Source organism: Variovorax sp. 05L425, assembly GCF_056397705.1.
On record NZ_JBFTNY010000015.1, the window covers coordinates 48,501 to 67,411 of the forward strand.

Sequence of the window (18,911 nt, forward strand, 5' to 3'; positions counted from 1 at the left end):
TATATATGACTGAAGCCCGTTCTTATCGAGTTTCCAGCCAGCGGTTCCTTCCCGCGTTTCGCCTACTCGCCGTCGCGCTTTGCGCCACGGCGTTTTTGTTGCCCGCCGCGAACGCGACCAAGAAAGAGCCCGCCGCCAAGAAAACGGTGAGCGCCGACAGCAAGCACAAGACTGCATCGACGACCAAGCGCACTGCAGCTTCCAAGCGCAACGCGAGTGCTGACAAGAGCGAGAGGGTCGTCAGTGGCGGACGCAACGTGGTTGCCTCCATCCGCAAGAAAAATGGGCGGACTGAAGTGGCCGTGCAACGCCGTTCGGTGGTGCGGGTCGCCGAACCCGCCCGCCAATCCTTCGGTCAACTGGCTGGTTTGCACAGCACCGAGGATGCGCTCGACCTGAAATCCAGCGTGGCGCTCGTGATCGACCAGGACACGCACGAAGTCCTGCTGAGCAAGAACGACCATGCGGTTCTGCCGATCGCTTCCTTGACCAAGCTCATGACCGGCCTGCTCATCAGCGAAGCCCAGCTTCCGCCGGATGAACTGATCACGATCACGCAAGACGACGTCGACACCGAGAAGAGAAGCAGTTCGCGCCTGACTGTCGGATCCACCCTGCCACGCGGTGAACTTCTGCATCTGGCGTTGATGTCGAGCGAAAACCGGGCGGCGCATGCACTCGGTCGTACCTATCCCGGCGGCATGGCGACCTTCGTCAGCGTCATGAATGCCAAGGCAAAGATGCTCGGCATGAAGGACACCAGCTACGTCGAACCGACCGGCCTGTCGAGCCGCAACCAGTCCAGCGCCCAGGATCTCGCGCTGCTCGTGAACGCGGCCTACGCGGATCCGACGGTGCGCCAGCTCTCGACTTCGCCGGAGTACCAGGTGGAAGTCGGCAATCGCGTGCTGCAGTTCAACACCACGAACCGACTGGTCAAGAATCCTGATTGGGATATCGGGGTTCAGAAGACGGGCTACATCTCGGAAGCAGGCCAGTGCCTCGTGATGCAGGCGAAGATCGCGGGTCGCAAGCTCATCATGGTGTTCCTCGATTCAGCCGGCAAATTCAGCCGCATCGCCGACGCTGAACGCGTGAGGCGTTGGGTCGAGGCGAATCACACGGTGAGCAAGGCGGCGCAGCAGCGTGTCGCGGCGAACATTGCTGGTTGATTCAAAGTTCAAAGGGCCCGTTCAGGGCCCTTTTGCCTAGGTGGCGCTTGCCGCATTGGCCTTGAAGCCCAGAGCGCTCGATATCTCGTTGGCGGTCGCCTGCAGCTTGGGCAGCCACCCGTCGTCCAGCCGGTCCGCCGGCGCGGAGATTGAGAGACCTGCCACCAGTTTTCCCTGGTCATCGTAAATGCCGGCGGCCATGCAGCGCACGCCGAGTTCAAGCTCTTCGTTGTCGCGCGCGATGCCGTACTGGCGAGCCTTGGAGAGCTCTCGCTCCAGTATCGGGAGTTGGGTAATGCTGTTGCGCGTGTGGCCGGCCAATCCGGTTCGCGTGGCGTAACTGCGGACGCGCTGAGGTTCGTCCACCGCGAGAAACAGCTTTCCGGTCGAGGTCAGGTGCAATGGCGCCCGCCCGCCGATAGCACGGACCACCTGCATTCCCGAACGCTCGCTGTAGGCGCGCTCGATATAGACGATCTCGTCTCCTTGGCGCATGCTCAGATTCACCGGTTGCTGGGTGAGCTTGTGCAGCTCCCGCATCGGCGCCATGGCGGCGTCGCGCACGTTGAGTCGCCCCTTGACCAGATTGCCGAGTTCCAGGAGCCGCATGCCGAGGCGATAGCTTCCGGCCTCGGGGCGATCTACGAAGCGGCCTACGGCCAGATCGTTCAGGATGCGGTGCGTGGTTGACGGGTGAAGCCCCGTCTTCTCGCTGATCTCCTTGAGCGATATCGCCTCCTCGCGGGAAGCGAGGACGTCGATCAGGGAGAACATCCGCTCGATGACCTGGATCACGGGAGCGGCTGGAACGTCGGATTGGATTTTTCTCATGTGCAACACGGTTTGACCGGTCGCGATTTTACTTGGTGAAATGAGTTGGTGCCTGCCATCGGCCGTCGATCAGCACTTCATGAGGTGTGTAGCGCGCCTTGTAGTTCATCTTGGCGCTTCCCTCGATCCAGTAGCCCAGGTACACGTGAGGAAGGCCCAGCTTGCGGGCCTGCTGGATCTGCCAGAGCACGCTGTAGTTGCCGTAGCCCGCGCCCGGTTCGGGTTCGTAGAAGGTGTAGACGGCCGAAAGTCCATCATTTAACACGTCGAGGATGGACACCATCTTCAGGGCGCCGGGGCTGCCATCCGGCTGGGTTTCGCGGAACTCCACCAGGCGTGAATTGACCCTGCTTTGCAGCAGGAACTGGGTGTATTGGTCGATGCTGTCGTGGTCCATGCCGCCGCCTGCATGACGGCCATTCTGGTAGCGCAAGTACAGCTGATAGTGCTCGGGTACGAAGCACAGTTTCAGGACCCGCGCCTGGAGATCGGCATGTCGCGTTTGCGCCCGGCGCTGGCTTCGACTCGGCTGGAAGTCATTGACCAGCACGCGTAACGGGACGCACGCATTGCAACCGTCGCAGTAGGGCCGGTAGGTGAACATGCCGCTGCGACGGAACCCGCTCAGCACGAGATCCGAATAAGCGTCGTTGTTGATGAGGTGGCTGGGCGTGGCGACCTGCGAACGTGCCTGCCGATCCGGCAGATAGCTGCACGGATAGGGGGCCGTCGCGTAGAACTGCAGCGTGTGGAGCGGGAGATCCTTGAGGTGCGTCACGTCTTTGGGAAAGGTCGCGCGGACAGGAGTTCGTTCCAGTATACGGGCTCGAAGCGCCACGCAGGGGGCCCCATTCGATGGGAGTGGGCGACGTGTGACACGAAGCGTTCGCGCGGTATTTCGTGCGCTCCGAGACTTGCAAGATGGGCAGTGTTCTGCTGGCAGTCGATCATGGCGATGCCGTGCCGCAAGCAGAAGCAGACGAGCGCGGCCAATGCGATCTTGGACGCGTCGGGTCTGCGCGCGAACATGGATTCGCCGAAGACCGCTCGCCCGATCGCGACGCAATAGAGCCCGCCCACGAGGTGGCCGTCAATCCATGTTTCGACGCTATGGGCATGGCCGGCACGGTGAAGCGCCGCATAGGCTTGCACCATTTCAGGGAGGATCCAGGTGCCGGTCTGGCCGTTGCGCGGCGCCTGCGAGCAGTTCGAAATCACCGTGACGAAATCGTGGTCTATCCGAATCTCGCAGCCTTCGGTGGCGATGAATCGGAGGAGCGTCTTGCGAAGTGAGCGGTGAAGCTTGAACCGATCGGTTTCGAGCACCATGCGCGGATCGGGGCTCCACCAGAGGATCGGCTGTCCATCGCTGAACCAGGGGAAGATTCCACTCCCATAGGCCTGCAGGAGGCTGGTGACGTCCAGGGAGCCGCCGGCAGCCAGCAGGCCAGGTACGGGGTCGGCATCACCCCACGCCGTGGCGGCGGCGGGCAGAGGGTCACCAGGGTCGAGCCAAGGCAGTTGCATGGTGGAATGGTTACACGCTTCGGGTCGAGCGAAGTCGGCGCATGCCGAAAGTACCCGAAGCCCATATAGTCGTTGTCTGTTCCGAGAATTTCCTCCAGACAAAAGGACTACGGTGACATCTGAAACGAATCCCACGCGCTTCGGGAGCGGCCAGGCCGTCAGGCGGCTCGAAGACGAAGACTTGCTGGCCGGTGCCGGCCGTTATACCGACGATGTCTCTCTCCCGGGGCAGACTTGGCTGAGCTTCGTGCGTTCCCCGTATCCCCACGCCAAGCTTGTGTCGATCGATACCGGATCGGCCGCAGCCATGCCGGGGGTGCTCGGCGTCTTTACCGGCGCCGATCTGGCTCAGGCTGGCGTCAAGCCCATGCCCGGCGCCTCCGGTTTCAAACGCGCCGACGGCTCGGACTGCGCCACGCCGCCGCGACGCGCGTTGGCACTCGATCGAGTTCGATTTGTCGGCGAACCGGTGGCCGTCGTGGTCGCCGAAACGGCGCGGCAGGCGCGCGACGCTGCGGAAGCGGTGATGGTTGACTATGAAGAATTGCCGATGGTGGTGGACCTGCCCGGAGCAACGGCAGCCGATGCGCCGCTGGTCTGCGACGAAGCCACGGGCAACATCGCCGCCGAGATGCGTCACGGCAGCAGCGAGGCCACGGCCGCAGCGTTCGCAAAGGCCAGCCATGTCGTGGCGCTCGACGTCGTCAACCAGCGGGTTGTCGCGCTCACGATCGAACCGAGATCGGTGCTGGTGGATTTCGACCCCACGTCAGAGCGTCTGACCGTACGCATGAGCACCCAGATGCCCTCCGGTGTTCGCGATTCCATCTGCGACGCGATCGGTTTGCCCAAGGAAAAGGTGCGCGTCATCGTCGGTGACGTTGGCGGCGGCTTCGGCATGAAGACCGGCGCCTATCCGGAAGACATCGCGGTCGCGTTTGCGGCGCGTGCCGTCCGGCGCCCGGTCAAATGGATCGCCGACCGGAGCGAGGAATTTCTCTCGACAGCGCACGGCCGCGATATCGAGGCGCGCGCCGAGCTTGCGCTCGACGCCCAAGGCAAGATCCTCGGCTTGCGCATCAAGACCCACGCCAACGTCGGTGCCTACGCGACCGGAACCGGCGTCGCCATCCAACTGCTGATCGGGCCGTGGGTGCAAACCAGCGTCTACGACATCCAGACCATCGATTTCCATTTCAAGGCGGTTTTGACCAACACGGCGCCTACCGGCGCCTATCGTGGAGCCGGACGCCCCGAGGCCATCTACACGATCGAACGCCTGATGGACGAAGCTGCGCGCCAGACCGGCATCGACCGGATCGAGTTGCGCCGGCGCAATTTCATCCGGCCCGAGCAGATGCCGTACACGAACCCGATGCACCAGACCTACGACACCGGCCAGTTCGAATCGGTCATGAACCAGGCGCTGGCGCTCGCCGACTGGCAGGGCTTCGACGCGCGGGCGGCCGAGTCGAAGCGCGCGGGCCGTGTGCGTGGACTGGGCATCGCTACCTTCCTGGAATGGACCGGCGGCAATGTCTTCGAAGAGAGGGTGACCGTTTCGGTCCAGGCTGACGGCGTCATCGAAGTGTTTTCCGCCGTCAATGCGATGGGGCAGGGCATCGCCACCACACTGGCGCAATTGGTGGTCGATGCCTTCGGCGTGCCCATCGAAAAAGTGAAGATCGTTCTCGGCGATACCGACCGCGGCGACGGATTCGGCAGTGCCGGCTCTCGCTCGCTCTTCACGGGGGGCTCCGCGGTGCGCGTGGGTTCCGAGCGGACCATCGACAAGGCCAAGGAACTCGCAGCCCAGGAACTCGAAGTGTCTCCGGCGGACGTCGAGTACGCGGCGGGCGTATTCAAGGTCGCAGGCACCGATCTGTCACTCGACCTCTTCACGCTGGCCGGCCATCAGCCTGATCGGCAGATCTTCGTGGATTCGACCAGCACTGTGTCGGGTCCGACATGGCCGAACGGATGCCACATCACGGAGGTGGAGATCGATCCGCCAACGGGCGACATCGTTGTGGTCCGCTACGCCTCGGTCAACGATGTGGGCCGGGTGGTCAACCCGTTGATCGTCCGCGGACAGCTCGAAGGTGGCGCGGTGCAGGGCATCGGACAGGCGCTTTGCGAACAGGTGGTGTACGACCCTGAAACCGGCCAACCATTGACAGGCAGCCTGATGGATTACGCCGCCCCGCGCGCGGAGACCCTCGCGTCGATGTTCCGCATGGAGATGGATGAATCGACGCCCTGCAAGAACAACCCGTTGGGGGTGAAGGGCGTCGGCGAACTCGGCACCATCGGCGCGACGCCCGCCGTGGTCAATGCGGTCGCGGATGCGTTGGCGCGGAACGGCATGGCTGACCGCACGCCGCACCTGGACATGCCGTTGACGCCGGCCCGCGTCTGGCAGCTGATGGCCTCGGCGGCCTGAGCCGCTGGCCCTCAGAAATCCTCGAGCGGCAATCCGACGTAGTTTTCGGCCAGCGACGTCGAGGCCGCGCGTGAATGAACCAGGTAGTCGAGTTCGGCTTCCTGGATCTTCTGGCCGAACTCACCGCTCTCGGGGAATCGGTGCATCAATGACGTGAACCACCAAGAGAAGCGTTCTGCCTTCCACACGCGACGCAGGCAGAGGTCGGAGTAGCGGTCCAGTGCCGAAGCCGATTTCTCGCCGTAGAAGATCTCGAACGCGCGTGAGAGGTAGCCCACGTCCGCGGTCGCCAGATTCAGTCCCTTGGCGCCCGTCGGCGGCACGATGTGCGCGGCGTCGCCGGCCAGGAAGAGGCTGCCGAAGCGCATCGGCTCGGCCACGAAGCTGCGCAGCGGCGCGATGCTCTTTTCGAGCGAAGGGCCGGTCACGAGACGATCGCGCGCTTCCGGGTCCAGCCGCGATCGCAGTTCATTCCAGAATGCCTCGTCGCTCCAGTTCTCGACCCGCTCCTCGGTCGGCACCTGGACGTAGTAGCGGCTGCGCGTCGCGCTGCGCATACTGCAAAGTGCGAAGCCTCGCGATGTGTTGGCGTAGATCAGTTCATGGGAAACCGGCGGTACGTCGGCGAGCACGCCGAGCCAGCCGAAGGGATAGACCTTCTCATACGTATGCAGCGACTGGGCAGGAACACTGGCACGGCTGACACCGTGGTAGCCGTCGCATCCGGCGATGAAGTCGCACTCGATCTCGTGCGTCGCGCCGTCCTTATCGTAGCGAACGCGCGGGGTGCGCGTGTCGAAGTCGTGCAGGCTGACCGACGATGCGCTGTAGATGGTCTTGAGGCCTTCGGCGTTCCTGGCGGCCATCAGGTCGCGCGTCACTTCGGTCTGGCCGTACACCGTGACCTGCTTTCCGCCGGTCAGGCCGTGCAAGTCGATGCGGTGGCGGGCGCCCTTGAACAGCAGTTCGATACCCTCGTGCGGCAGTCCTTCTTCCTTGGCCCGGACGTCGACACCGGCCCGGGAAAGAAGGTCCATCGTGACCTGTTCCAGCACGCCGGCCCGGATGCGCCCCAGGACGTATTCGCTCTTCTGGCGTTCGATGATGATGTTGTCGATGCCGGCCTTGTGCAGCAACTGTCCGAGCAGGAGCCCGGCGGGACCGGCTCCGATGATGGCGACTTGGGTTCGCATGTTTATGTCTCCTGGTGGCGTTCCCGCAAGCGTAGGTCTGCGATGCCGATTCGTGGGGGCGCGATTGCAGCCTCTGTGCGATCATGAGGCAACGTGCGCGATGATCGCGCAACTCTTCAACCATGACCATCGCAAAACCAGACTTCATCGAAGGCATCGCCAAAGGAATGGCTGTGCTCGAAAGCTTCGACACCGAGCGCCAGCGGCTCAACGCAACCTTGGCCGCGGAGCGGGCCGGACTGACGCGGGCAGCGGCACGGCGGCATCTGCTGACGCTTGCGCACCTGGGTTATCTCGAAACCGACGGCAGTTACTTCTGGATGGCGCCCAAGGTACTGCGCTTCTCGGGCAGCTATCTCGCCTCCTCGAGGTTGCCGCGCGCCCTGCAGCCTACGCTGAACCGCCTCGCGGCGCAGACGCAGGAATCGTTTTCCGCAGTCGTGCTCGATGGGGAGGAGGTCGTCATCGTCGCGCGCAGCGGGAGCTATGGGGCACCGACGCGCGTGCTGGCCTACGGCCTTCACCTCGGTGCGCGCCTGCCGGCCCATGCGACCTCGACCGGTCGGGTGCTGCTGGCTGGCCTCAGCGCCGGCCAACTCACGCACTGGTTGAAGGGCCGTAGCCTGCCGCGCCTCACACCGCACACCATCACTCAGGCGCGCGTGCTTCGCCAGCGCATCGCGCAGGCTCGAAAGGACGATTTTTGCTTCGCCAGCGAGGAGCATGAGCTCGGTGTGCAGGCCCTGGCGGTGCCGTTGCGCGACATGCAGGGTCACACCGTGGCGGCACTCAACGTCGTGCTTTCAGGGGGCAATCACAAGGAAGACGCATTGAGGCGCGACATGCTGCCGCTTCTGTTCGAGGCGGCGCGCGAGGTGAGGGCGCTTCTGTGAGCGTTCTTTGAGCGGTGAACCCGATCGCCGCTACGATCTCCAACCAGCCCCAGATGGACGAATGAACCATGCGACTCCTGTTGCTTGAAGACGACGTGATGATCGGCGAGACCGTGCTCGATCTGCTGCGCGCGGAGCAGTACGCCGTCGACTGGGTCAAGGACGGCGAGACGGCGGACAACGCGCTTCGATCCCAGCAATACGACCTGGTCCTGCTCGATCTCGGCGTTCCGCGCCGCGATGGGCTGGAAGTGCTGCGCGCACTGCGTGCTCGCAAGCAGCGAATGCCGGTTCTGATCGCTACGGCGCGCGATTCCGTTCGGCAGCGGATCGAAGGCCTGGATGCCGGAGCCGACGACTACGTCCTGAAGCCTTACGACCTCGATGAACTCCTGGCGCGCATTCGCGCTCTTTTGCGCCGCGCATCCGGCCGGGCGGAGCCGGTCTACGAGCACATGGGTGTGACCGTCAACCCGGCAACACGCGAGGTCACCGTGGCCGGCCAGGCGGTGACGCTTTCTGCACGCGAATGGGCAGTCCTGGAGCCCTTGCTCGCGCGCCCCGGCATGGTGCTCTCCCGCGCTCAGCTCGAAGAGAAGCTGTACAGCTGGAAGGACGAGATCAGCAGCAATGCCGTGGAGGTCTACGTGCATGGATTGCGCAAGAAGCTCGGCGCCGATCTGATCCGAAACGTGCGCGGCGTCGGCTACATGGTGCCAAAGGAATGACGAGCGCATGAAATCACTTCGTGCGCGTCTCCTGTGGTTTCTCCTGGCCGCCATCCTGGTGGCCGCCGGCATCCAGGCCTTCGTGGCCTACCGGACGGTGCTTCAGGAAGCCGACGACATCTTCGATCACCACATGCAGCAGATGGCTCTTTCGCTGCGTGCGGGACTGCCGCCCAGCGCGACGGTGGGTGGGCTCAGCGGTCTCGGCGCCGGCGAAGACAACTTCGAATTCATCGTCCAGGTCTGGACGGCTGACGGCATCCGCATCTTCGAATCCGCCGCGCAGGCTGCATTGCCCCAGCGCGCCGTGCTCGGGTTTTCGAACGTCCAGGCGCGGCGCACGACCTATCGCGTGTTTTCTATGCAAGCCGGTCCGTTGGTCATCCAGGTTGCGCAGGATATGGCTGCGCGCCGTCGCATGGCCGGCTCCCTTGCATTGCGCACCGTCGGACCGATCGCACTCGCCGCGCCGTTGCTGATGCTGGTCGTATGGTGGGTCGTCAGCCTTTCACTTGCGCCGGTGGCGCGCGTGCGCGGCCAGGTTGCCGCGCGGCAGGCCGATGATTTGTCACCCTTGAGCGAGGAGGACCTTCCTGAAGAAGTCCGGCCACTCGTGCACGAACTCAATCTGCTGTTCGATCGCGTTCAAAAAGCCTTCGACGCGCAGAAGCACTTCGTGGCCGATGCGGCACACGAACTCCGTTCGCCGCTGACTGCGCTCAAGCTGCAGGTGCAGGGATTGCAGCGCGCATCGGACGAACCTACGCGCGAACTCGCTGTTGCCCGCCTGGCTGCGGGCATTGACCGCGCCGCAAGACTGGTCGAGCAGATGCTGGCCCTCGCGCGCCACGAGGCCAGCGCCGCAGCGGGCGCTGAGCGCGAATCCGTCAGCCTGCCCGAGGTGGTTCGACTGGCAATTTCCGACGCGGTCGCCGCAGCGCAGGCGCAAGGCATCGATATCGGTGTCGTGCGATCCGATCCGGCGAAGGTCACCGGACAAGCCGAGGCGTTGCGAATGCTGGTGCGAAACCTGCTCGACAACGCCGTCAAGTACACGCCGAACGGCGGGCGCGTAGACATCGCTGTGATCCAGAGCGCCGATGGCGTCGAACTCAGCGTCGATGACAGCGGCCCTGGCATCGCGGCCGACGAGCGCGAGCGGGTGCTTGATCGTTTCTATCGTTCCGGCGAGCCACAGGCGCCGGGCAGCGGGCTCGGCCTCGCCATCGTGAAGTCGATTGCTGAACTGCATGGCGCCACAGTGTCGCTGGACCGTTCCGAGAGTCTTGGCGGCCTTCGCGTGGTGTTGCGGTTTACGGCCACCGGCTGAATGGCGCCGAGGCGCAATCAGAAGCGCCTGAATTTAAGGCGGGCTTAAGCGGGCGGCACGACATTCCTTTCGTTGATTTCCATAACCTCGAAAGGATCACAGATGAAGAACCGTTTGACCTCCCCCCGGGCGCTTGTCCTTTCGCTGGCCGCAGCCGGCGTGATCGGCGCGGCGGCCACCGGCGCCTACACCAGCGCGAACGCTTTGGGTTCCACTCCGACGGCTGCATCGCTTGCTGCCGCGCCCCAAGTTTCGATGCCTGACTTCTCCAGCATCACCGCCGAGACCGGTCCCGCAGTTGTCAATATCAGCGTGGTGGGCACGGCCAAGGCTGCCCCGGAAGGCATGCAGGGGATGCAGGGCATGGACCCGGATGATCCGATGTTCGAGTTCTTCCGCCGCTTCCAGGGCCAAGCCGGCCCGCGCGGTCAACAGCAGCAGCAGCGCGAAGTGCCGGTGCGTGGCCAGGGCTCGGGCTTCATCGTGAGCGCCGACGGCGTGATCCTGACCAACGCCCACGTTGTGAAGGACGCCAAGGAAGTCACCGTGAAGCTGACGGATCGTCGCGAGTTCCGCGCCAAGGTGCTGGGCTCCGATCCGAAGACCGACGTTGCCGTTCTCAAGATCGATGCGAAGAACCTGCCGACCCTGGCCGTGGGCAAGACCAAGGATCTGAAGGTTGGCGAATGGGTGCTCGCGATTGGTTCCCCGTTTGGCTTCGAGAACACCGTGACCGCTGGCGTCGTGAGCGCCAAGGGTCGCTCGCTGCCTGACGACGGCTACGTTCCCTTCATTCAGACCGACGTGGCAGTGAACCCCGGCAATTCCGGCGGCCCGCTGATCAACACGCACGGCGAAGTGGTCGGCATCAACTCGCAGATCTACAGCCGCAGCGGTGGCTACCAAGGCGTGTCGTTCGCGATCCCGATCGATGTCGCCATCCAGATCAAGGACCAGATCGTCGCCACCGGCAAGGCCAGCCACGCACGCCTTGGCGTCGCGGTGCAAGAGGTGAATCAGACCTTTGCCGATTCCTTCAAGCTCGACAAGCCTGAGGGTGCGTTGGTATCGAACGTCGAGAAGGGCGGTCCTGCGGACCAGGCCGGACTGCGTTCGGGCGATGTCATCCGCAAGGTCGACGGCGACGCGATCGTGTCTTCGGGTGATCTTCCGGCCGTGATCGGCCAGAAGAAGCCAGGAAGCAAGATCACGCTCGAAGTGTGGCGTCAGGGCTCCCGCGAGGAAATCACCGCGAAGCTCGGTGATGCCGCCGAGAAGTCCACCACCGTCGCGAAGAACGACGATGGCGCGAACCAGGGCAAGCTCGGTCTCGCACTGCGCCCGCTGCAACCTGAAGAACAACGCGAGGCATCGGTCGACGGCGGCCTGCTGATCGTGAACGCCGTCGGTCCCGCCGCGTTGGCCGGTGTCCAGACGGGCGACGTGCTGCTGGCCATCAATGGCACGCCGGCGAAAAACATCGAGCAGGTGCGCGAAGTCGTGGCCAAGGCGGACAAGTCGGTTGCGCTGCTCATCCAGCGCGATGGCGACAAGATCTTCGTGCCTGTTCGCCTGAGCTGATCGACGCGGTCCGCGACGCCGGTCTTTGAGACTTAGTACCGGATCGCGGACGCGCCTGGGTCGCGATGTGCAAAAGTGCCTTTGCGGATATTTCTTGCAGCTGTAACAATTCTTTAAATAGCTGAATGAGAGATTTCCCTATGGCACTTCGCGATATTGCACTCACTGTTCTGGAGTTGGAGCCCAATGAATTTCATTGGGTGCTGATGGAGCCGGTGCAGGCCGAGTCCGAGGAATGCCTGGGATACCGGCCCATCGACTCTTCCACGCAAGGGCTGCCGGACTATTCGGAGGCCCTCATCCAGGGCGCATCCGCCCTTCGTGTGCTGCAGGGGCTCGCGCCGTTTGGCAAGCCGATGAATCCAGTGGGCATCGGGGAGAGCGTCGCCGCCGACCTGACGGAGGAAAATTCATCGGAAGATTCGTCATCATCCAACGGTCCCGACTCGTGTATGTTTACAACCGGTCACCCGGTGTTGTAGTCCAGCGTTATTGCTGTGCGACCCGGTGCCAATCGGGAATCTCTTCGCACCAAGGAATTGAAGGATGCCAAGACTTATCGTGTTGCAGAAGAATGGATCGGCCAAGCAGGTCAACATCCTGGGGACGCCATTTGTCATCGGTCGCGCGGATACCTGCGATCTGGTTCTGGACAATCAATTGGTGAGCAGGTCCCATGCCGTGTTCGAGACGGTCGGCGACGCAATGACGATCCGCGACCTCCAAAGTCACAACGGAACCTATGTCAACGGCGAGCGGCGTGAAGTGAGCACATTGAACAGCGGTGACGAGATCAAGATCGGCAGCTATCAGATTCGCTTTCTGGCAAACAACGGGCCCATCGCCGAGGCGGAGGCGCTTCGGCTCGTGACCATTCCGGGCAAACTCGCCGACATCGATTTGCTCAAGCTCGGCATCAAGTCTTGAGCGGATCGGCTTGCCTATCCGCCGTGCACCCTCTTGGAGGTGTCGCGCGCGGAATCCATGGCTGCGTGATCCCCGAAAGCGAATGCGATACTTCGCCGCTCGCAGGCAAACGACGGCATCCATGCAGCAAAAGCGAAACGACAGTGGCGAACTGAACTTCTATCTATTGAAGTGCCTTGTAGCGCTGATCGATCACTCGCATGTCTCGCGTGCAGCGGATGCGCTTTCGATCAGCCAACCCGCAATGAGCCGCGCAATGAGCCAGTTGCGCGCGGTCACTGCAGACCCGATCCTTGTCAGAGGTGGAGGCGGGCTCATTCCGACGGCCAAGGCACTTCAGCTACGCGACTTTGCCGATCGAATCCTTCAGGAGATGGATGGACTGCTCGGCGACGCGGTGGCCTTCGATCCCAAGTCCACTCAATATGAATTCCGGATGGTCGTCACGGATTATCTGGAATGCGTGTTCATGGAGGGTCTGCAGAAACGGCTTGGAACGGCCTTCCCCCGAATTAGCGTGTCGACACGCCATCCGGTACATCCTTCCCACTTCAGCAAGGTGCTCGAGGCTGGCGAAGTGGATTTTGCGGCCGGGATCCTGCCTGCAAGTCTTCGTGACTTACGTCACCGGTTGTTGTTTCGCGATCATGTCGTCTGTGCTGCACGCAAGGACCACGAGGCCGTCGGCCGGACGATCGGGGTCCACGAGTTTGCGTCACTCGAGCACCTGGTGATCATGCCCAATACGGTGAACTGTTTTGGCGAATCCGTCGATCAGGCGCTCGCCGCCCAGGGCCACCGACGCAACCGCCGGTTCGTGACGCCGAACTACCTAACCGCACCTTTTCTCCTCGCAAACTCCGACATGGTTGCGCTTCTGCCTTCATTGTTGCTGAATCGTTTCCGCGATCACTTGGGTCTTGCCGAGGTCGCGCTGCCGGTGCAAGTGCCTGCACTTGACATCTATCTGTCATGGCACGACCGCACGCATCGCCACGCTGCGCATACGTGGTTTCGTGACCAAGTCGTGCAAAGCATCGAGCCCGCACCGCACGGCTCTTGAGGCTCAGGCCGAGTGCGCGACCAGCACTCAAATTCAATTGGCGCATAGCTTTCATCCGCGCGCGTCATGGACAACGACTCGCCGCCTCCCAATACTTTGCTTGTCGCCGTCCACACGGCACGCTGGTGAAAGGAAAGCATGCAGTTGGAAGCTCTGTACGAATTGCACGGGCATGGCGAAGTACGCAAGGTCCGCCTGTTGAAGGTACCCCGATCGATCGTGAAGCGCAGGATTCCAAGTGGGACTGCGAAACGCAAGAGAAGGGCCGTTGCGACTTCTTCGTCCTGGAGCGAATCGCCGCCAAGTGGCGCTCGCTCCCGCTTCCCCGCGACCGAGGGTTGTCGCGCCTCCTGCCCCTGACGGCGCATGTGGCGCGTGATTTTGAAGAGATCTCAGGTATGTCCCCTCGAACCATTCGATCCGTTGACGACTTGGCACAGTTGCCTGATGAAGAATTGTTGGCATGTCTTGGCGCCCTGCGGGCGGCCATTGTCGAAGCGAAGCGCCAGCACGCAGTCGCGCTTCGCGAGCACATGATCCCGTGGGGATCACCGTTCATCTTTCCCTCATTCAATTGGCGGCCGAAGGGACCTCAGCGGTTAGATGCCCCAGGGCAGTTGAAGCCCGACACGCCGATCGATGAAATTGCGGTGCGTGCAAGTGCGCGGGAAGCGCTGAGGGAACTCAGCATCTTCTGCATCGAAGATCTGTCAGCGATCAGCGAGCAGGAGCTTTTGAAAGAAGAGGCCATCGGCGCTAAGACCGTCGGCCGACTCCGCGAGATGTTGGAGCGTGTGGGGCTCGACTTTCTTCCGAACCCGAACATCGAAGAGCGGGCGCATGAGCAAAGCAAGGCGGTGCTTGCGTTGCCGTCCGAGGCTCGCGCGATTGCGCTGCGCGGTCTCGCGGACTCAGCGCTCGTGTCGGCGCTTGGGCTGAGATCTTCCACCTTGAGTCGGGCTCTGGCGAATGGCCTCGAAACAGTGGGTCAGGTGCGCCGGCTCACTCTTCCCTTGTTGTGCGAGAACTTCGGGAAACGGGAGGCACGGGAGATCTACGACCTCTTGATGGCGACGGATCGTCCTTTCGCCAGTTCGGCCCCTGCGATCGAGCTCTGGCGCCATGGTCTGGTCACGACGAAGGAACTCCCCGTACCCACGGCATCAGAGACGCCGATTCACGAGTTGCGACCCTGGCTCGGCACATCGGTGGATTCGCTGAGCGCTTGCGGTATTCATACGCTCGGCGCATTGCGAGGCGTGGCTTCTCGAGGGGACGTGGCCTCGTTCCGAGGGATGGGGCGCGTCACTTCCGATCGTGTTCTTGGCTTCCTGGGAGCCTACGTCACGCCTCAGCCTTACCGTCGCGGCATGTCGACTGGAGGCGGCTTGCCTGCTTGATCGAGCGCGCGGTCCGTCTGCAACTTTCTTGGCAGACGGACTTGGTGCAAGATGTCGCGACCCTTGATTCGATTCGACCTCATGAACTTGCACCTTTGTATTGGCGCCCTGGCGATTGGCGTGCTGTTTTCAGCGCAAGCCAACGCGCAATCCGAGCCCTCCAAGAAGACCGAGGCCGATTGCTATGCGCAACAAGCCGCGCTCGAAAAAGACATGCGCGCGGCACGTTCCAGAGGGCAGATGTTGCGTCGGCGCCAACTCCAGGAATCGCTGGATGCCTTGCGAAGCCACTGCGATGAGATTGCTTCGAAGGACAGTCACGAGGCGCGTGTCATGCGGCAAAAAAATGTCGTCCTGCAACTGAGGATTGACCTCGATCGCGCCGAAGAGGATCTGCGGAATCTCGTGGCGGAGAAGAAGTAGGCTCACGCCTGACTGAATGGGGTGGCTTCGACTGCGACCGTTCTGTGCGTGTCGAAAAACGCGCCACAAAAGAAAAAGCCCGCTACCTGAAAGATAGCGGGCTCTCCAGAGGCCTTGCGGCTTGTAGTGGCTCCTCGACCTGGGCTCGAACCAGGGACCTACGGATTAACAGTCCGGCGCTCTACCGACTGAGCTATCGAGGAACAAGCCTCAAATTATAGCGTCGTTTTTTTGGCTTTCCTGACGCGGTGTCAAAACCTGCAAATTTTTCATCACTGGTTTGATGCAGCTTCGATGATGGCCATCAGTCGGACTGCCGCGGCCTCGGGATCCGGGTGCGCCACGAGTGCGCGCACCACTGCCACCGACCCGACGCCGGTCGCCAGCACTTCGGGCATGCGTGTCGCATCGACGCCTCCGATGCCGACTTGCGGGTAGCCGCGCAGCAGACGTGCATAGGCGCCGAGTCGCGAGACGCCTTGTGGCGCCGTGGCCATCTGCTTCAACGTGGTCGGATAGACCGCACCCATCGCGATGTAGCTTGGGCTGACGGCATCTGCGCGCACCATCTCTGCATAGCCGTGCGTGCTGACGCCAAGGCGAAGACCGGAGGATCGAATCAACTTCAGATCCTGCGGTGTCAGTGCGTCGAGGTCTTCCTGGCCGAGATGGAGGCCATAGGCTCCGGCCTCGATGGCCGCACGCCAGTGATCGTTGATGAAGAGCAGGCTATCCGTGCCACGCACTGCTTCCACGGCAGCATGCACTTCTTGTGTGATGGCTTTTGTGTCTTCGGATTTGAAGCGCAATTGGACCGTCGGAACGCCAGCGCGGGCCATACGGCCTACCCATTGCGAATCAGGCAGGACAGCATAGAGGCCGAGCTTCTCCGGGCACCGGGGGAACGCGTCGTCGCGGGCGGTGGGCGGAAAGCTCCGCAAGTCGAAGTCGACCGGGTTGTCGGGCCACGCACGAGCATCGAATGTGCCGGTGCGTTTCGTTTGTGCATCCCAGGCACGTGCGAGGCATTCGGCATCGACCTCGATGAAGCCGAGCGCGCTGCACGCTTGCTTGGCGCCTTGATAGACGGTTCCCTTCGACGAGAAAGTACTTGACGCGTTGGTGGTTTCGCCGAAACGTCCGGCGTGCGCCGCGACGATGGCTTGTGCAATGGCGTTCGGGTCGTTGAATGCAGTCATGACGTTCATTGCGTGGACGCGTGATGCCAGAACGGCGTTCCCAGCACGGGCGTGCTCGGTTGCGCGGAGTCCTGCGCTGTCATGGCGCCGGCACGATGCGCATTTCGACCGGCCTGTACGCCGTCCGCAAACGCGCCGGCCATGGCGACCGGGTCTTGCGCAAGCGCGACGGCGGTGTTCAGCAAGACGCCGTCGTAACCCCACTCCATGACCTGGCACGCGTGCGACGGCAAGCCGAGGCCGGCATCGACGAGCATTGGCACCGCCAAGCGCTCACGCAACATCTGGAGTGCATACGGATTGACGGGCCCGCGGCCGGTGCCGATCGGTGCGGCCCAGGGCATGACGGCCTGACAACCCACATCGACAAGTCTTTGGCACAGCACAAGATCTTCGGTGCAGTAGGGCAAGACCTGGAAGCCGTCGCGAATCAACTGCGATGCGGCGTCGACGAGATTCAGCGTGTCAGGCTGGAGCGTGTAATCGTCACCGATCAGTTCGAGCTTGATCCAGGGGGTGTCGAAAAGCTCGCGCGCCATCTGGGCCGTGGCGATCACTTCCTGCACGCTGTGGCAGCCCGCAGTATTGGGCAGCACCGGCACGTCGAGGCGGCGCAGGAGTTCCCAGAAACCGTTGTCGCTGCCGGATGCGCCCGGTGTCGCGGTCTGTCGGCGCAGCGAGGCCGTCAGCATCGCAGGCCGGGCCCTCCGGACTGCCGCTTCGAGGACGTCGGGCGACGGATAGCGCGCCGTGCCAAGCAGCAGGCGGCTCTGGAAGCTCTGGCCGTAGAGGACCAGCGGGTCGTTGGCGGGGGAAGATGTGGTCATAGGTGTTCTCAGCCGCCCGTCACGGGACGGATCACTTCGATGCGGTCTTCTGCCTGTAGCGTGTGCAACGCGTAGTTCGAACGCGGCACGAACTGACGATTCACCGCTGCCGCAAAAGGCGGCGTGGCGTTGATGAGGTGCAGCGCGTCGGCGAGTTTCGATTCCGGCGGCAGCGTGTGAGGAACGTCGTTGATCAGGATGTTCATGAGATTGCCTCTTCCAGGCCGGAGGGCAGGTCGAATCGGCCGGCAAGCAATGAGTGGCCGGTGGCAAGCAGTTCCATGGCGACGTCGAGTATGGCGGGTGCGATCATGAACCCGTGCCTGTAGAGGCCGTTGATCTGCATCACGCCGGGTCGCGGCTGTCGCACGGCAGGCAGATTGTCGGGCAGGGTGGGGCGGCATTGCGTCGCGATCTCGATGATGCGTGCCTCCGCAAAGCCGCTATGCACCGAATAGGCTGCGCTCAGCAATTCGAGCGTCGAGCGCACGCTGGCGGGCGACATGTCGTCGGACTCGATCTCCGTCGCACCGATCACGAACACGCTGCCGGGCTTGGGCGCGATGTAGAGCGGGTAGCGCGGATGCACGAGGCGCGTCGGACGTTGGAGCGTGACATCGGGCGCATGCACGCGGATGACTTCGCCACGCACGCCGCGCAGTGCGGCCCACTGGGGACGCGCCCCAAGCCCGCGGCAGTCGATCACGCGTTCGGGCTGGCCCGACGCCCCGGGCGCAAAGTCGTCGAGCGTGCGCGATGCATGCCAGTGCAGGCGAACTTGGGGCAGCGCTTGCAGCGTGGCGAGCAGTGCCGTGAGCAACGCGCGATTGTCGAGTTGGCCTTCGCCTGGCAACAGCAGGCCCTGTGAGAATCGCCGCCTCAACGAAGGCTCCAGCGCCGCGATGCGTTCGTCGTCGAGCGTCTGCATGGCGGGCAATTCGGGCACTGCTTCCCTGGTGCCTGCGAGCACACGCGCCAGCCGTGCAGCCTCGGCTCCATCCTGTCGATGCCAAAGCACCAGCGTGCCTTCGCGTTGGAAGAAGACGGGGGCGTTGAGTGATGCGATCAGTTCCGGCCACCGTTCGAGTCCGTAGTGCCCCATTCGGACCACCGAGGGTGGCGCTACCGCCGATTCGGCCAACGGCGCCAGCATGGCGGCGGCGACGCGGGCGGCCGCGCCATCGGCCTCCGGGCCGCCTGCATCGAACAAATCGACCTTGCAGCCCGCATGCGCCAGCGTCACTGCGAGCAGGCGCCCCATGAGGCCGGCTCCCAGGATGGCGACGGACCGAAACGGAAGATCGGCGCGAAGATCCATGTCAGCTTTCACGGCCCCTCCGGCGCAGTCGTTGATGGTGTGGCCGATAATTTTCG

19 protein-coding genes and 1 tRNA gene are annotated in these 18,911 nt (G+C 63.1%); 11 read left to right on the top strand and 9 right to left on the bottom strand.

The genetic code is table 11. The features are described from left to right. The first annotated feature begins 5 nt into the window (after positions 1 to 5). Positions 6 to 1,172: a serine hydrolase gene (locus AC1DN9_RS17785; protein ID WP_478102463.1), complete on the top strand. Its 1,167-nt coding sequence runs from the start codon at positions 6 to 8 to the stop codon at positions 1,170 to 1,172. Between the two features lie 36 nt (positions 1,173 to 1,208). On the opposite strand, the gene AC1DN9_RS17790 is transcribed toward AC1DN9_RS17785, so the two are convergent. Genes AC1DN9_RS17790 through aat form a run of 3 tightly spaced genes read right to left on the bottom strand, consistent with a single transcriptional unit; the run spans position 1,209 to position 3,530 of the window. Beyond that, the gene (locus AC1DN9_RS17790) at positions 1,209 to 2,003 is read right to left on the bottom strand and encodes an IclR family transcriptional regulator (RefSeq protein ID WP_478102465.1); all 795 of its coding nucleotides are present in this window, start codon (positions 2,001 to 2,003) and stop codon (positions 1,209 to 1,211) included. A gap of 28 nt (positions 2,004 to 2,031) precedes the next feature. Beyond that, complete coding sequence (locus tag AC1DN9_RS17795; RefSeq protein ID WP_478102466.1) at positions 2,032 to 2,781, bottom strand: arginyltransferase; 750 nt, start codon at positions 2,779 to 2,781, stop codon at positions 2,032 to 2,034. Further along, complete coding sequence (aat, locus tag AC1DN9_RS17800) at positions 2,778 to 3,530, bottom strand: leucyl/phenylalanyl-tRNA--protein transferase (protein WP_478102468.1); 753 nt, start codon at positions 3,528 to 3,530, stop codon at positions 2,778 to 2,780. Before aat ends, AC1DN9_RS17795 begins: the two co-directional genes overlap by 4 nt. A 112-nt stretch (positions 3,531 to 3,642) precedes the next feature. Here aat and AC1DN9_RS17805 point away from each other — a divergent pair, with 112 nt between their 5' ends. Then, on the top strand, positions 3,643 to 5,973 hold the full coding sequence (locus AC1DN9_RS17805; RefSeq protein WP_478102470.1) for a xanthine dehydrogenase family protein molybdopterin-binding subunit: 2,331 nt from the start codon (positions 3,643 to 3,645) through the stop codon (positions 5,971 to 5,973). A gap of 11 nt (positions 5,974 to 5,984) precedes the next feature. On the opposite strand, the gene pobA is transcribed toward AC1DN9_RS17805, so the two are convergent. Continuing rightward, complete coding sequence (gene pobA, locus AC1DN9_RS17810; protein ID WP_478102472.1) at positions 5,985 to 7,166, bottom strand: 4-hydroxybenzoate 3-monooxygenase; 1,182 nt, start codon at positions 7,164 to 7,166, stop codon at positions 5,985 to 5,987. Between the two features lie 122 nt (positions 7,167 to 7,288). Between pobA and AC1DN9_RS17815 the strand changes: the two genes are divergently transcribed. The 9 genes from AC1DN9_RS17815 (at position 7,289) to AC1DN9_RS17855 (ending at position 15,511) form a co-directional block, all read left to right on the top strand. Further along, the gene (locus AC1DN9_RS17815) at positions 7,289 to 8,059 is read left to right on the top strand and encodes an IclR family transcriptional regulator domain-containing protein (protein ID WP_478102474.1); all 771 of its coding nucleotides are present in this window, start codon (positions 7,289 to 7,291) and stop codon (positions 8,057 to 8,059) included. Positions 8,060 to 8,127: 68 nt separating this feature from the next. Continuing rightward, a complete protein-coding gene (locus AC1DN9_RS17820; protein ID WP_478102476.1) occupies positions 8,128 to 8,787 on the top strand; it encodes a response regulator in 660 nt (219 codons plus the stop codon). Positions 8,788 to 8,794: 7 nt separating this feature from the next. Further along, positions 8,795 to 10,117 (top strand): ATP-binding protein, encoded by a 1,323-nt coding sequence (locus AC1DN9_RS17825; RefSeq protein WP_478102478.1) that lies wholly within the window; start codon positions 8,795 to 8,797, stop codon positions 10,115 to 10,117. A gap of 102 nt (positions 10,118 to 10,219) precedes the next feature. Next, positions 10,220 to 11,698 (top strand): DegQ family serine endoprotease, encoded by a 1,479-nt coding sequence (locus tag AC1DN9_RS17830; protein WP_478102480.1) that lies wholly within the window; start codon positions 10,220 to 10,222, stop codon positions 11,696 to 11,698. Positions 11,699 to 11,838: 140 nt separating this feature from the next. After that, positions 11,839 to 12,180 (top strand): hypothetical protein, encoded by a 342-nt coding sequence (locus AC1DN9_RS17835; protein ID WP_478102481.1) that lies wholly within the window; start codon positions 11,839 to 11,841, stop codon positions 12,178 to 12,180. 64 nt (positions 12,181 to 12,244) lie between these two features. Then, on the top strand, positions 12,245 to 12,625 hold the full coding sequence (locus AC1DN9_RS17840) for an FHA domain-containing protein (protein WP_478102483.1): 381 nt from the start codon (positions 12,245 to 12,247) through the stop codon (positions 12,623 to 12,625). A 121-nt stretch (positions 12,626 to 12,746) separates the two neighbouring features. Continuing rightward, entirely contained in the window at positions 12,747 to 13,688 is a 942-nt protein-coding gene (locus AC1DN9_RS17845; protein WP_478102485.1) for a LysR family transcriptional regulator, read from the top strand. 125 nt (positions 13,689 to 13,813) lie between these two features. Then, positions 13,814 to 15,088, top strand: coding sequence for a helix-hairpin-helix domain-containing protein (locus tag AC1DN9_RS17850; protein WP_478102487.1), 1,275 nt, complete (start codon positions 13,814 to 13,816; stop codon positions 15,086 to 15,088). Between the two features lie 81 nt (positions 15,089 to 15,169). After that, the gene (locus AC1DN9_RS17855; RefSeq protein ID WP_478102488.1) at positions 15,170 to 15,511 is read left to right on the top strand and encodes a DUF1090 family protein; all 342 of its coding nucleotides are present in this window, start codon (positions 15,170 to 15,172) and stop codon (positions 15,509 to 15,511) included. A 127-nt stretch (positions 15,512 to 15,638) separates the two neighbouring features. Here AC1DN9_RS17855 and AC1DN9_RS17860 read toward each other — a convergent pair. The 5 genes from AC1DN9_RS17860 to AC1DN9_RS17880 form a co-directional block, all read right to left on the bottom strand. Continuing rightward, a tRNA-Asn gene (locus AC1DN9_RS17860) sits at positions 15,639 to 15,714 on the bottom strand. Positions 15,715 to 15,783: 69 nt separating this feature from the next. Continuing rightward, the gene (locus tag AC1DN9_RS17865; protein ID WP_478102489.1) at positions 15,784 to 16,710 is read right to left on the bottom strand and encodes a thiamine phosphate synthase; all 927 of its coding nucleotides are present in this window, start codon (positions 16,708 to 16,710) and stop codon (positions 15,784 to 15,786) included. 5 nt (positions 16,711 to 16,715) lie between these two features. Beyond that, on the bottom strand, positions 16,716 to 17,537 hold the full coding sequence (locus AC1DN9_RS17870) for a thiazole synthase (protein WP_478102491.1): 822 nt from the start codon (positions 17,535 to 17,537) through the stop codon (positions 16,716 to 16,718). Positions 17,538 to 17,545: 8 nt separating this feature from the next. Next, entirely contained in the window at positions 17,546 to 17,743 is a 198-nt protein-coding gene (gene thiS, locus AC1DN9_RS17875; protein ID WP_478102493.1) for a sulfur carrier protein ThiS, read from the bottom strand. Further along, positions 17,740 to 18,855: an FAD-dependent oxidoreductase gene (locus AC1DN9_RS17880; RefSeq protein WP_478102799.1), complete on the bottom strand. Its 1,116-nt coding sequence runs from the start codon at positions 18,853 to 18,855 to the stop codon at positions 17,740 to 17,742. The genes thiS and AC1DN9_RS17880 overlap by 4 nt, the downstream gene beginning before the upstream one ends. Between the last annotated feature and the right edge of the window lie 56 nt (positions 18,856 to 18,911).